Source organism: Burkholderia sp. Bp8986, from assembly GCF_003854225.1.
GTDB lineage: Bacteria > Pseudomonadota > Gammaproteobacteria > Burkholderiales > Burkholderiaceae > Burkholderia.
This window is the reverse complement of the sequence record NZ_QTQM01000037.1, coordinates 1-12,479: the sequence shown is the minus strand read 5'-3', so window position 1 is coordinate 12,479 and position 12,479 is coordinate 1. Positions and strand designations below refer to the sequence as shown.

Genomic DNA, 12,479 nt, shown 5'->3' with positions numbered 1-12,479 from the left:
TGCCTCGGGCCGGGCGAGCCATGAAAGGAGACGATTCGACGATGGGTGCCCTGAGCCATATCCGCGTGCTGGACCTCACCCGCGTGCTCGCGGGCCCGTGGTGCGCGCAGACGCTTGCCGATTTCGGCGCGGACGTGATCAAGGTCGAGCGCCCCGGCGCCGGCGACGACACGCGCCACTGGGGGCCGCCGTACCTGAAGGACGCGACCGGCGCCGATACGGCCGAGGCCGCGTACTACCTCGCGGCGAACCGCAACAAGCGCTCGGTGACGGTCGACATCGCGACGCCGGAAGGCCAGCAGATCGTGCGCGAGCTCGCCGCGCAGAGCGACGTCGTGCTCGAGAACTACAAGGTCGGCCAGCTGAAGAAATACGGGCTCGATTACGAATCGCTGCGCGCGGTGAAGCCCGATCTCGTCTACTGCTCGGTCACCGGGTTCGGCCAGACGGGCCCGTACGCGCACCGCGCGGGCTACGACTTCATCGTCCAGGGGATCGGCGGCTTCATGAGCATCACCGGCGAGCGCGACAGCGAGCCGGGCGGCGGGCCGCAAAAAGCCGGCGTGGCGATCGCCGATCTCGCGACGGGCCTCTATTCGACGATCGCGGTGCTCGCCGCGCTCGCGCACCGCGATCGCACGGGCGAAGGCCAGTACATCGACATGGCGCTGCTCGACGTGCAGGTCGCGCTGCTCGCGAACATGAACACCAACTTCCTCGCGAGCGGCAAGCCGCCGGTGCGCTGGGGCAACGCGCACCCGAACATCGTGCCTTACCAGACGTTCCAGACGAGCGACGGCTGGATCATCGTCGCGGTCGGCAACGACGGGCAGTTCCGCAAGTTCGTCGAGGCCGGCGGGCGGCCCGAGCTGGCCGACGACGAACGGTTCGCGACGAATCCGTCACGCGTGCGCCACCGCGACACGCTGGTGCCGATCCTCGCGGAGATGGTGAAGGCGCGCGGCAAGGCCGACTGGATCGCCGTGCTCGAAGCGGCCGGCGTGCCGTGCGGGCCGATCAACGAACTCGACGAGGTGTTCGACAACGAACAGGTGGTCGCGCGCGGAATGCAGGTGTCGCTGCCGCACCCGTGCGGCGCGGACGTGAAGCTCGTGCGCAATCCGATCCGGATGAGCGCGACGCCGCCCGATGCGCGCACCGCCCCGCCGCTGCTGGGCGCGCAGACGGAAGACGTGCTGCGCGTCATGCTCGGCTACGACGATGTGCGGATCGCCGCGTTGAAGGCGAAGCAGGCGATTTGAGCGGGCGGGCGCGCGCAGGCGTGCCGTTGCGCGCTCGCGCACCTGCTGCCAGCGCGGGGCGACCGCAGGCGCGGCCCGGGCGCCAGCCGGACGGCCGGCGTCGAATCGATCGACCCGACGCTAGCGCGCCAGCGCATCGAGCCAGCCGCGCCCCTGCGGCCAGTCGCCGAGCCCGCTGTCCGCGTTGATGTGGCCGCGCGGGCCGAGGTCATGAAACGCGCTGCCCCACGCGTGCGCGCAGTTGCGCGCGAACGCGAGCGAGCCGTACGGATCGTCGCTGCTCGCAACCACGCAGGTCGGAAACGGCAGCCGCTCGTGCGGCACCGGCCCGAAACCGTGCGCGTCGGCCGGAAACGCCGGCCCGGCCGGATCGGGCAAAGCGACGAGCAGCGCGCCGCGCACTTTCTCGAGCGCGGCCGGCCGCGCGTAACGGGTCGCCCACCACGCGGTGGTCAGCGTGCCGAGGCTGTGCGCGGCGATCGTCACGGGGCCCGGCGCGGCTTCGACCGCACGATCGAGCGCGAGACACCAGCCGTTGCGGAACGCACGGTCCCAGTCGGGCATCGCGATGCGAACGAAACGCGCGTCGGCGCGCTCCCAGCGGCTTTGCCAGTGGAACGGGCCGGAGTTGCCGTAGCCCGGCAGCACGAAAACGAGAGAATCGCTCATGGAAGGTTCGTCGACGCATGAAGTCGTTTTATGTAACGTCGACGAAGTGTCGCACACCCGCTCCTCCCTGATGCTGCCTGTCGAATCGCGGAATGGATGTGCGGTGTATGAATCGGTCGCGCTGCGCACGCGACCGGCCGGCGCTCACGCGCGCCGGCTTCGGTCAGCGCACGCCGGCGCCGACGAGGCCGCCTGCCGCGGCGCCGGCGACCGTGCCGACCGGGCCGCCCGTGATCAGGTAGCCGAGCGCGCCGCCCGCTGCCGCGCCGATCCCGGCGTTACGCTGCGTGTGCGTCATCGCGCATGCGCCGAGCTGCGACAGGGCCGCGACGATTACCGCGGTACGAACGAGAAAAGTGGTCTTCTTCATCATGATTGTTGGCTTCCTCCCGCCCCGCAAAAACTGCGAATGGCGGCATTGATTCGGTGAAGCCATCATAGGAAAAGCCGAATGCGGGGGGCAATCCGATTTACGTCGTGTTACAGCCGACACACTATCGAGATATTGCGATCGGCAGCGCGAACCGCCCTGTCGACGCCGCAACCCGCGCGGGACGGACCCCGGTCAGGTAGAATTACGGGATTAAACCGGCGCGACGCGCCGACACAACCTGACGCCAACCGCATGAGCACCGAACGCAACGACGCCCCCGCGGCTTCCAATTTCATCCGCAACATCATCGACGACGACAACCGCACCGGCAAATGGAGCGGCCGCGTCGAGACGCGCTTTCCGCCCGAGCCGAACGGCTATCTGCACATCGGCCATGCCAAGAGCATCTGCCTGAACTTCAGCGTCGCGCGCGACTACGGCGGCGTGTGCCACCTGCGCTTCGACGACACGAACCCGGAAAAGGAAAGCGTCGAATACGTCGACTCGATCGTCGACGCCGTGCGCTGGCTCGGCTTCGACTGGCGCAAGGACGCGGTCGATCACCAGTATTTCGCGAGCGACTACTACGACAAGCTGTACGAATTCGCCGAGCTGCTGATCCAGCGCGGCAAGGCGTACGTCGATAGCCAGAGCGCCGAGGAAATGCGCGCGAACCGCGGCTCGCTGACCGAAGGCGGCAAGCCGTCGCCGTTCCGCGACCGCTCGCCCGAGGAAAACCTCGACCTGTTCCGCCGGATGAAGGCCGGCGAGTTCAAGGAAGGCGAGCACGTGCTGCGCGCGAAGATCGACATGGCGTCGCCGAACATGAACATGCGCGACCCGGTGATCTACCGGATCCGCTACGCGCATCACTACCGTACCGGCGACGCATGGTGCGTGTATCCGATGTACGACTACACGCACTGCATCTCGGATGCGCTCGAAGGCATCACGCATTCGCTGTGCACGCTCGAATTCGAGGATCACCGCCCGCTGTACGACTGGGTGCTGAACGAACTCGCGGAAGCCGGCGTGTTCACGCGCCCGCTGCCGCAACAGATCGAATTCTCGCGCCTGAACCTCACGTACGCGATCACCAGCAAGCGCAAGCTGCTGCAGCTCGTCACCGAAGGTCACGTCGAAGGCTGGGACGACCCGCGCATGCCGACGATCGTCGGCATCCGCCGCCGCGGCTTCACGCCGGAGAGCATCCACCTGTTCTGCGAGCGGATCGGCGTGACGAAGGTCGATTCGTGGATCGACATGAGCGTGTTCGAAGGCGCGCTGCGCGACGACCTCGACGACAAGGCGCCGCGCTCGGTCGCCGTGCTCGATCCGCTGAAGCTCGTGATCGACAACTATCCGGAAGGCCAGGAAGAAGCGTGCACGGCGCCCGTGCACCCGCACCACCCCGACCGCGGCGTGCGCACCTTCCCGATCTCGCGCGAGCTGTGGATCGAGCGCGAGGACTTCGTCGAGAACCCGCCGAAGGGCTATTTCCGCCTGTTCCCGGGCAACAAGGTGCGCCTGCGCTACGGCTACGTGATCGAATGCACGGGCTTCGACAAGGACGCCGACGGCAACGTGACGGCCGTGCACTGCAACTACTTCCCGGACAGCAAGTCGGGCACCGAAGGCGCGAACAACTACAAGGTCAAGGGCAACATCCACTGGGTCAGCGCGAAGCACGCGCAGGCGGCCGAAGTGCGGATCTACGACCGGCTGTTCAAGGCGCCGCACCCGGACGCGGGCGGCGCGAACTTCCTCGAGGCGCTGAACCCGGACTCGAAGAAGGTCACGCAGGCCTACGTCGAGCCGGGCGCCGGCGACGTCGCGCCGGAAACGCGCCTGCAGTTCGAGCGTCACGGCTATTTCGTCGCCGACCGCGTCGATTCGAAGCCAGGCAAGCCCGTGTTCAACCGGATCGTCGGGCTGCGCGACAGCTGGGGCAAGCCGGCCTGACGGCCTGCGCCGCGGGCGGCGCGGCGGCCTCGCACCGCCCGCCGCAGGATGAAAAAAAACGGCCTTCGGGCCGTTTTTTATTGCGTGCGCGCAAGCGCGGCTGCGCCGGCCGCCGCGCTTACGCGCTCGCCAACCGCCGGCGCAGATCCGCGAGCGACAGCGTCGTGCGAAACAGCCGCGCGAGGCTGCGGCTTGCATACGCGTCGACGTCGCCGGGCGCGGTCCAGCGATACGCGTCCATCTCGGGAATCAGCGAGCCGTCGCGACGGCTCGGGAACAGCGACGTGCACGTGCAGCGCGCGGGATCGATCTCGTCGTCCGCGACCTGCACCGCGAACAGGTGCAAGTCCTTGTCGTGACGGTAGGCGAAGCGGCCGAGATCGAGCAGCCGCGCCGGCGCGAACTCGATGCCGGTTTCCTCGCGCAGCTCCCGCAGCGCCGCGTCGACCGGCGATTCGCCGGGCTCGCCCTGCCCCTTCGGGATGTCCCAGTGCGTGGTGTCCGTCGCGTGCGCGAGGAATACGCGGCCGGCCCCGTCGAGAATCACGACGCCGCACGACACCGTGCGCGACGCACCGCTGCGCTTCATTGCACGCGCGCTCAGCGCTTCTGCAGCTGCCACTTGCCCGTGGCGGTCTTGCAATAGACGGGCTTGAGCGTCAGCGTCTGGCCCTTCGCGGAAATGTCGGTGGCGATCTCGCGGCAGGTCTTGCCGTCGTTCTCGGACGTCGACGGCGTGAGCTTCGCATCGATCTGCGTGCCGCGGCCGCTGCTCTGCCAGGTCGTGGTCTCGCCGTCCTTGCCTTCGTCGCGCACCTGCGCCACGGCCTTGGCCAGCGACGCACGGTCAGTCTTGCTGAAGTAGGCGAGCGGCGTGTCGTTCAGGAAGCCCAGGTTGCTCTGTGCGTAGGCGGGCAGCATCGCGGCTGCGCACGCGGCGCCGGCCAGCACGCGCGTGACGACGGAAAGGGATGCACGCATCGACATGTGTTGTTCTCCTTGGATGTTCGATCGAACGGCATGGCGCGCGGCCGGCACTCCGGCGGCCGGCGAACCGGCACGCGCCACGCCCGTCAGCCAGCGAGCATAGCATGCGTGCCGCCAGGAACGTCGTCTAGCGGGCCGCCGACGCGGCTGCCCGTTGATATCCGTCGGTCAGCGTGTTCAGGAACGCGATCACGTCCTTGATCTCGGCCGCGTTCAGCGCGGGCGCGTCGCCGCGCTTGCGGTCGAACGGCGGCTCGCGGTTGATGTTCGGCCAGTAGCGCTTCGGCAGGTCGTCGTAGACCTGCACCTTGCCGTGCACGACCGGATAGAACTTCTCCGGATGGATGTCACGCTCGGCGTAGAAGCGCATCACGTCCTCGAGCGAGTGGTACACGCCGTTGTGGAAGAACGTCTTGCGCAGCGCGACGTTGCGCAGCGACGGCGTGCGGAACAAGCCGCAGAATTCGTCGCGGCCCTTCAGGTCGGTGCGCTCGGGGCCGCACGCGCCGAGGTCGTAAAAGCGCGGATCGCGATTGACCGGCAGCGCGCGGTTGCGCGGCACCGCGATCGCGATCAGGCCGAAATCGCTGAACTGCGGCGGGCCGCCTTCGAGCGTGCGCTGGCTCACGTGGCAGCTCGCGCAGTTGCCCTTCTTCTCGTCGTTGAACAGCTGCAGCCCGCGCAGCTCCGCGGGCGTCAGCTGCGCGTGGCCGGCCAGATAGGCGTCGTACTTGCTCGTGTACGGATCGAACAGCGCCGGCTGCTGCTGGAATGCGTCGAGCGCGCGCAGCACCGCACCGAACGTCGCCTGGTCGTCGCCGAGAACCTGATCGCCGAACGCCTTGCGGAACGCGTCGGCATACGGCGCGGCGCGAACCGCCTTCGCAACCCGCGCCGGCGAACTGCTCATCTCGAAGGGCGAGGTGAGCGGAATGCGCGCCTGCGCATCGCGCGTATCGACGCGGCCATCCCAGGTCAGCCCGCCGGTCGGGCCCGCATCGATGCTTTCGTCGCCTTCGTCCGGCGAATCGTGGAAGTGCTCGCTGAACGGCGGAATGCCGCGCAGGTACTTCAGCGACGGCACCGCACGAAAGCCCGTGCTGTGCATGTCGTCGCCGCCGAGTTGCACCGACAGCGCGTTCGGCGGCCCGAACGCATGCTCGGCGCTATGGCACGACGCGCACGCGAGCTTGCCGGACCCCGACAGCGACGGATCGAAGAACAACTGCTTGCCGAGCGCCGTCATCTGCTTCACGCCCTCGAATACCTGTGCGCGCGTCTGCGGCTGGCTGGCCGGCGCGACCGCCGGAGCGGCCGGTGCGGCCTGTGCCGCCGGCACGATGGCGGCGGCCGATGCATCGGCACCGGGGCGCGCATCGCAACCGGCGAGCGCCGCGAGCCCGCCGACCAGCGCCAGCGCCGCCGCGGCAGGGATCAGCGATCGCGCGGACGCGAAGGATTTCAGAAGGCTGTGCATCGTCGTTCTTCTTGTAGCGGTGGGCAATCGGCCGGAGCTTATGTCAGTTCCGTGACCGCCGCATGACGTTCGACCGACAGTCATTTGAAAGCGCCCCTACACCCGGCTGTCAAATCGGTTCCAGATAATGCGCGCAGCCGGCAGGTGTCCGAAGGTTCCCGCGCCGGCCCGACACCACCGCGATTCCCACACGCGACACACGACGAAAGAGAGAACATCGCATGAAGAAGCACGCCTGGATTCGTTACACGCCGATCGCCCTCGCGGCCGCGCTCAGCCTGACCGCCTGCGGCGGCGACGATGTCACGCAGCAAGGCCTGTCGGCCGTCAAGAACGTCGTCGTGATCTACGCGGAAAACCGCAGCTTCGACAACCTGTACGGCAACTTCCCGGGCGCGAACGGCCTGCAGAACGCGACGGCGGCGAACTCGGTGCAGAAGGATCGCGACGGCTCGACGATGGCGACGCTGCCGAAGATCTGGGGCGGCCTGACCGCGACCGGCATCACGCCGGCGGTCACCGAGGCGATGACGGCGAACCTGCCGAACGCGCCGTTCGCGATCGACGATCCGAAGGGCTTCAACCAGTCGATGAGCATCGCGACGCGCGACATCGTGCACCGCTTCTACCAGGACCAGATGCAGATCAACGGCGGCAAGAACGACATGTACGCCGCATGGACCGATGCGGGCGGCCTGACGATGGGCCACTACACGCCGGATCCGTCGAAGCTGCCGCTGTGGAAGATCGCGCAGCAGTACGTGCTCGCCGACAACTTCTTCATGGGCGCGTTCGGCGGCTCGTTCCTGAACCACCAGTACCTGATCTGCGCGTGCGCGCCGTTCTACGCGAACGCGAACACGAGCCCCGCGGCCGGCAAGATCGCCGTGTTGAACGCGGACGGCAAGTCGCTGAAGGTTGCGACGAACTCGCCCGCGTCCGCGCTCAGCGGCCCGCCGAAGTTCGTCAACGACGGCGCGATCACGCCCGACTTCTTCGCGGTCAACACGATGCAGCCGCCGTATCAGCCGAGCGGCAACAAGGCAGCCACGGGCGGCGATCCGCTGCTCGCCGATCCGGCCAATCCGTCGACGATGCCGCCGCAGACGGCGACCAACATCGGCGACCTGATGACCAACGCGGGCGTGTCGTGGGCATGGTACGGCGGCGCGTGGGGCCAGGCGCTGCAGGCAAGCCAGAACGGCACGTCGAACGTGATCTACGGCGCCGACCTGTCGACGCCGAACTTCCAGCCGCACCACCAGCCGTTCAACTACTTCGCGAACCAGGCACCGGGCACCGCGAACCGCGCGCAGCACCTGCTCGACGGCGGCGCGAACGGCGCCGAGTTCATCAAGGCGATCGACGCGGGCACGCTGCCGCAGGTCACGTTCTACAAGCCGCAAGGCAACCTGAACGAGCACCCTGGCTACACGGACGTCACCTCCGGCGACCAGCACATCGCCGACGTGATCGCGCACCTGCAGGCAAGCCCGCAGTGGAAGAACATGGTCGTCGTCGTCACGTACGACGAGAACGGCGGCTTCTGGGATCATGCCGCGCCGCCGACCGCCGATCGCTGGGGTCCGGGCACGCGTATTCCGGCGCTGATCGTGTCGCCGTACGCGAAGAAGGGTTTCGTGGACCACACGCAGTACGACACGGGTTCGATCCTGCGTCTCATCACGCGCCGCTTCTCGCTGCCGCGCCTGCCGGGCCTGCAGCAGCGCGACGACGCGCTGAAGGCGAACGGCGCGCAGCCGATGGGCGACCTGACGAACGCGCTCACGCTGTCGCCGAACCTGTAACGGCATCACCGCGAACGGGCCGGCCGCGCGGCCGGCCCGGACGAACGATGGGCAACCCGCGGCGACCTGCACCCCAAAAACCGGATGCGAATCCAGCCTTTGGGGTGTTTTTCATGCGCGCGCGTTGCCGCGCGGCTGCGTCACCAGCCGTACTTCAGCTCGACGCCGACGTAGTCCGCGTTGTGTCCGCCCGCCTGCCGGATCGCGTCGCCGACCTGGAAGTGCACGGCCTCGACCGCGCCGATCAGGTTCGCGGCGATCGTCCAGTCCGCACGCAGCTGCACGTACATCCCCGTCCAGCGGCCGCCCTTGCCTGCCGTGCCGGGCACCGGAATGTTCGGCTGCTGATAGACGGCGTCGCCGGTCGTCTCGCGCCACTGGAAACCCAGCGCGCCGAGCAGCGACAGGTTCGCCGACGGCTTCAGCGTCACGGACGGCTTCACGTGGATCAGGTTCGCATAGCTCGTGTAGCCGGCCAGCGTGAAGTAATAGCCGTTCGGAAACAGCGGATTGAAGGTGCCGACGCGGCCGTCGTGCGGATGCCGGTCGCCCGAGGCCGCATCGATCTGCAACGCGACGCGCGGCGACCACGGCGCATCGAGCTTGTAGCCCGCGATCGAGCCGACGGCCCACGCACCGATCGTGTCGTTGCCGACCGTCCCGGTCTGCAGCATCGTCTCGAGATCCCAGTCGAAGCGGCCCTGCGTGCCCGTGTAGCGAACGTCCCACACATCGCGATGCTCGGCGCCGCTCGCATCGAGGAAACGCGCGTTGCGGCGGTTGTAGCGCGACCAGTAGCCGGACAGGTCGCCCGGCCCGACCGACTGCCGCTCGAAGCGCACGCCGCTGAACGTGAGACCGCGATTGGACACGTCGTCGAAATCGGACGCGTTGCGGTTCTGCACCGGTTGCGTCGCGTAGCCGATGAAGCGCCATTTCCCGTATTCGTAATCGGCCCAGACCGCATCGAACGCCTGCCGCACGTTCGGGCCGTCGCGCGTGGCGATGAAGCGCTGCAGGTCGAACGCCATCTCCTGCCGGCCGACGCGGAACTTGAACGTGCCGCCGCCGAGCGCGCCCGTGTAGGTCGCGAACGCCTGTTCGAGATCGAGCGGGTTCTTGTCGACGGGCGACACCGTGTTCTTGCCGAACGCGCGCGCATCCTGCAACTGCGCGAAGAACTGCCAGTGCTGGCCGAGATGCGCATCGGCATGCACTTCGACGCGCTGGATCAGGTACGTGTCCGATTGCGCGGAGCCGATCCCGAACAGCGGCGCGTCGTTGGTCTCCAGCCGCTCGCGCAGGTTCACGCCGAGCGATAGATAGGAGGCCGGATCGTTGCCGAGCGGAATGTATTTCAGCCCGTCGAGCGGCGCGCGCGGCACGCACGGATTCGCGAGCACCGACCAGTCCTCCTGCCAGCGGTTGAACAGCACCGTCGGGCGCTTGGCCGTGCAGGCCGATGCGGCGGTGGCCGTCTGGGTCGCTGCCGGCGTCGAGGTCGAAACCGACGACGCAGCCGAAGGCTGCGCCGGTCCTTGCGTCGGTGTCGAAGTCGAAGTCGTTTCAGCCGCCGTTTCCGCGACCGCCGCGTCGGCGCCCGCGCACAGCAGCGCCGCGACGACCGACAGGCGCGCGGCCCGTTCGAAGCCGCGGGCGTCGCGTCTGCGCTGCCCCCGCGCGATCATGCGCGCTCCTGCGCGGCGGGCGCGGCCGCTTGCGCCGCACACAGTGCAAGCGTCGCGAGCGCGCCGACCGGCGCGAGCAGCGCCAGGAATCCGACGTAGCGGAACCCGAGCGCACCGCACGCCGCGCCGAGCGCGAACGCGACGATCGCCGGCAGCATCTTGCCGAAGCGCGCCCGCGCCGCCGCGCGCGCGGCGTCGGCCGTGCCGGCCGACAGCAGGTCGACGACGTCGAGGATCGCCTGCGTCACGTTGCCCGTCATCACCGTGTTCGGCACGCCGCCCGCGCGCGAAATCACGCGCGGATGCGCGTTCTGCACGCCCATCGCGAACGTGCCGACGATGCCGGCAACGAGCGCCGGCAAGCTGTCGGGCTGCGTGACGGGCGTCGCCCACACGCCGGCCGCGCAGAAGCCGAGCAGCAGCACGGCCTGCACCGCGTGCAGCGCGCGCGTGCCCTGCCAGGCGGGCCGCCCGGACATCGACCGCGCGATCAGGCTCGCCGCGATCACGCCGCACACGAACGCGGGAAACACGCTGAGCTTCAGCACGACACCCTGGCCGAAGCCCGCGATGCCCGCGCCGATCAGCACGAAGTTGCCCGTCACGTGTGCGGTGAACAGCCCGAACAGCGCGACGAAGCTCAGCGTGTCGACGAAGCCGGCCACCGCGGCAAGGATCGTGTCTTCGTGCTTCATCGCGCTGCGCTCGCGTGGATTTCGGCGACGTAGCCGCCCGGGAACTGCACGAGTGCCGCGTCGCGGCCGTCTGCGGTGTACGGCGGCACGAGCACGCTCACACCCGCCGCCTTGGCCTTCTCCAGCGTGGCGGCCAGGTCCGACACGTCGTAGCCCGTCATCTCGCGCCCGTACGGGTAAGGCAGGTGGCCGTCCGTCACGAGCACGGTCATCTTGCCGAAGCCCGATTCGATGCGAATCCGGCGATACGTGTCGTTCGGCCGGCCGATCTCGATGCCCGGCGCCTTCAGGTTATCGGACACCACCTTGCCTTTCGAGAACTTGACGAAATCGTGCACGAACTTGCGTACGCTTTGCGGCGACACGTAGACCCGGTTCTCGGGGATGGTCTGCAACGCGTCGTAGTTCGGCGCCTGGGTGTGCCAGTAGAGCTGCATGTTCACGCCGCCCGTCCACGTAATGACCGCATCGCGGCCGATCGGATCGGGGAACGTGTCGACGATCACGTCGGCGCCGTGCTCGCGCGCCGACTTCACCGCGACGTCCATGTCGGTGACGAGATAGCCGGTGCGCTCCGCGCAGAACGGATACGGGACCGGCGTCTTGAAGCCGAACACCGAGATCGTGCCGACCGGCGTCAGCACGAGTTGCGACATCGTCTGGCTCGGCGTCGGCGTGACCTGGAACACGCCCTGCTTCGACTTCTTGCCGCCGAACGTCGCGACGAAACTGTCGGTGAAGCGGTCGAAGTCTTCCGGCGCGACGCACACGTGCGTGGTGTCGTACTGCGGACCGACGGCCACCGTCGGCGCGACTGCGGGCGGCACCGGCGGTTTCGCGAACACGCCACCGGGCGCGGCGACGAGGCCGGTGGCAAGCGCAAGCGCCAGCAACACGGAACGAAGGGTTCTCATAACGGATATCCTTGTTGTTTCATCAAATGGTGCAACGGCCCGGGAAACCCCGGTCACGCGCGGCCGTCGCCGGCCGGTTGCCGCGCATCGTCGAGCACGGTCGCGAGCACAAGTGCCGCGATCAGCCCAAGATGCTCGAAAAAGCTGTTGAGCGCCATGAAATGTTCGGCGCCCGAGCGGTTCCAGAAATCGTTCGCCACGACCATCGCGACGAGCGTCAGCATGCCGAGGCTCCCGGCGCCAAGCCACGTGAAGCGGCGAAACACCACGCACAGCGAGCCGGCGATCTCGACCACGATCGCCAGCGCCGCCCACAACGCGGCCGGATGCAGGCCGAAATGCGCCTGCTCCGCGACCGCGCCGTCGAAGTCGAGCGCCTTCGCGACGCCACCGAGCAGATAGGCGGACACCAGCGCGAGACGCGCGAGCGGCAGGACCCACGGCTGCGACAGCAGCGCGCGGATCCACGCGGGGCTGCCGTAGATGGTACGCGTCGTCATGTCAGACCGCCCAGCACGAACAGCCGAACGCGCCCCAGAAGCCCTTCGCGTCCGACGTCGGCAATGCGCTGCCCCACGCACTCGCGTGCGCATGCTGGTGCACGTTGCATGCATTCGCGCAGCCACACATCGCGGCGGCCGCCG

The 12,479-nt window shown here is 68.3% G+C and carries 12 protein-coding genes; 3 read left to right on the top strand and 9 right to left on the bottom strand.

Annotated elements, in window-relative coordinates:
- Positions 1-41 precede the first annotated feature (41 nt).
- The gene (locus tag DID99_RS26950; RefSeq protein WP_124667841.1) at positions 42-1,262 is read left to right on the top strand and encodes a CaiB/BaiF CoA-transferase family protein; all 1,221 of its coding nucleotides are present in this window, start codon (positions 42-44) and stop codon (positions 1,260-1,262) included.
- Positions 1,263-1,382: 120 nt separating this feature from the next.
- Here DID99_RS26950 and DID99_RS26945 read toward each other — a convergent pair whose 3' ends face one another.
- Together DID99_RS26945 and DID99_RS26940 are read right to left on the bottom strand one after the other, a co-directional pair.
- Positions 1,383-1,931 (bottom strand): alpha/beta hydrolase, encoded by a 549-nt coding sequence (locus tag DID99_RS26945; RefSeq protein ID WP_124667840.1) that lies wholly within the window; start codon positions 1,929-1,931, stop codon positions 1,383-1,385.
- A gap of 163 nt (positions 1,932-2,094) precedes the next feature.
- Positions 2,095-2,304 (bottom strand): ornithine acetyltransferase, encoded by a 210-nt coding sequence (locus DID99_RS26940; RefSeq protein ID WP_006497729.1) that lies wholly within the window; start codon positions 2,302-2,304, stop codon positions 2,095-2,097.
- Positions 2,305-2,556: 252 nt separating this feature from the next.
- On the opposite strand from DID99_RS26940, the gene DID99_RS26935 reads away from it, so the two are divergent.
- Positions 2,557-4,266: a glutamine--tRNA ligase/YqeY domain fusion protein gene (locus DID99_RS26935; protein ID WP_044846114.1), complete on the top strand. Its 1,710-nt coding sequence runs from the start codon at positions 2,557-2,559 to the stop codon at positions 4,264-4,266.
- Between the two features lie 118 nt (positions 4,267-4,384).
- On the opposite strand, the gene DID99_RS26930 is transcribed toward DID99_RS26935, so the two are convergent.
- The 3 genes from DID99_RS26930 to DID99_RS26920 all read right to left on the bottom strand — a co-directional run bounded on the left by DID99_RS26930 (position 4,385) and on the right by DID99_RS26920 (position 6,730).
- Positions 4,385-4,855, bottom strand: coding sequence for an NUDIX hydrolase (locus DID99_RS26930; protein WP_124667839.1), 471 nt, complete (start codon positions 4,853-4,855; stop codon positions 4,385-4,387).
- 11 nt (positions 4,856-4,866) lie between these two features.
- Positions 4,867-5,253, bottom strand: a complete 387-nt coding sequence (locus DID99_RS26925) for a hypothetical protein (RefSeq protein WP_044846115.1) — start codon at positions 5,251-5,253, stop codon at positions 4,867-4,869.
- Between the two features lie 127 nt (positions 5,254-5,380).
- Positions 5,381-6,730 carry a cytochrome-c peroxidase gene (locus tag DID99_RS26920; protein ID WP_124667838.1) on the bottom strand — a complete coding sequence of 450 codons (1,350 nt, stop codon included), beginning with the start codon at positions 6,728-6,730 and terminating at the stop codon, positions 5,381-5,383.
- A gap of 221 nt (positions 6,731-6,951) precedes the next feature.
- On the opposite strand from DID99_RS26920, the gene DID99_RS26915 reads away from it, so the two are divergent.
- Positions 6,952-8,538, top strand: a complete 1,587-nt coding sequence (locus DID99_RS26915; protein WP_185500317.1) for an acid phosphatase — start codon at positions 6,952-6,954, stop codon at positions 8,536-8,538.
- 140 nt (positions 8,539-8,678) lie between these two features.
- Here DID99_RS26915 and DID99_RS26910 read toward each other — a convergent pair whose 3' ends face one another.
- From DID99_RS26910 to DID99_RS26895, 4 genes are read right to left on the bottom strand one after another with little or no spacing between them, the layout of a single operon-like run.
- Entirely contained in the window at positions 8,679-10,226 is a 1,548-nt protein-coding gene (locus DID99_RS26910; RefSeq protein WP_124571882.1) for an alginate export family protein, read from the bottom strand.
- The gene (locus DID99_RS26905) at positions 10,223-10,921 is read right to left on the bottom strand and encodes a YoaK family protein (RefSeq protein WP_044846118.1); all 699 of its coding nucleotides are present in this window, start codon (positions 10,919-10,921) and stop codon (positions 10,223-10,225) included. The genes DID99_RS26910 and DID99_RS26905 overlap by 4 nt, the downstream gene beginning before the upstream one ends.
- Entirely contained in the window at positions 10,918-11,835 is a 918-nt protein-coding gene (locus DID99_RS26900) for a glyoxalase (protein WP_124571883.1), read from the bottom strand. The genes DID99_RS26905 and DID99_RS26900 overlap by 4 nt, the downstream gene beginning before the upstream one ends.
- A 53-nt stretch (positions 11,836-11,888) precedes the next feature.
- Positions 11,889-12,335 carry a DoxX family protein gene (locus DID99_RS26895; RefSeq protein WP_124667837.1) on the bottom strand — a complete coding sequence of 149 codons (447 nt, stop codon included), beginning with the start codon at positions 12,333-12,335 and terminating at the stop codon, positions 11,889-11,891.
- Between the last annotated feature and the right edge of the window lie 144 nt (positions 12,336-12,479).

Excerpts from the sequence above, each read along its gene's own strand:
- DID99_RS26950 (WP_124667841.1), top strand. The coding sequence starts at position 42 with ATGGGTGCCCTGAGCCATATCCGCGTGCTGGACCTCACCCGCGTGCTC.
- DID99_RS26945 (WP_124667840.1), bottom strand. The coding sequence starts at position 1,931 with ATGAGCGATTCTCTCGTTTTCGTGCTGCCGGGCTACGGCAACTCCGGC.
- DID99_RS26940 (WP_006497729.1), bottom strand. The coding sequence starts at position 2,304 with ATGATGAAGAAGACCACTTTTCTCGTTCGTACCGCGGTAATCGTCGCG.
- DID99_RS26935 (WP_044846114.1), top strand. The coding sequence starts at position 2,557 with ATGAGCACCGAACGCAACGACGCCCCCGCGGCTTCCAATTTCATCCGC.
- DID99_RS26930 (WP_124667839.1), bottom strand. The coding sequence starts at position 4,855 with ATGAAGCGCAGCGGTGCGTCGCGCACGGTGTCGTGCGGCGTCGTGATT.
- DID99_RS26925 (WP_044846115.1), bottom strand. The coding sequence starts at position 5,253 with ATGTCGATGCGTGCATCCCTTTCCGTCGTCACGCGCGTGCTGGCCGGC.
- DID99_RS26920 (WP_124667838.1), bottom strand. The coding sequence starts at position 6,730 with ATGCACAGCCTTCTGAAATCCTTCGCGTCCGCGCGATCGCTGATCCCT.
- DID99_RS26915 (WP_185500317.1), top strand. The coding sequence starts at position 6,952 with ATGAAGAAGCACGCCTGGATTCGTTACACGCCGATCGCCCTCGCGGCC.
- DID99_RS26910 (WP_124571882.1), bottom strand. The coding sequence starts at position 10,226 with ATGATCGCGCGGGGGCAGCGCAGACGCGACGCCCGCGGCTTCGAACGG.
- DID99_RS26905 (WP_044846118.1), bottom strand. The coding sequence starts at position 10,921 with ATGAAGCACGAAGACACGATCCTTGCCGCGGTGGCCGGCTTCGTCGAC.
- DID99_RS26900 (WP_124571883.1), bottom strand. The coding sequence starts at position 11,835 with ATGAGAACCCTTCGTTCCGTGTTGCTGGCGCTTGCGCTTGCCACCGGC.
- DID99_RS26895 (WP_124667837.1), bottom strand. The coding sequence starts at position 12,335 with ATGACGACGCGTACCATCTACGGCAGCCCCGCGTGGATCCGCGCGCTG.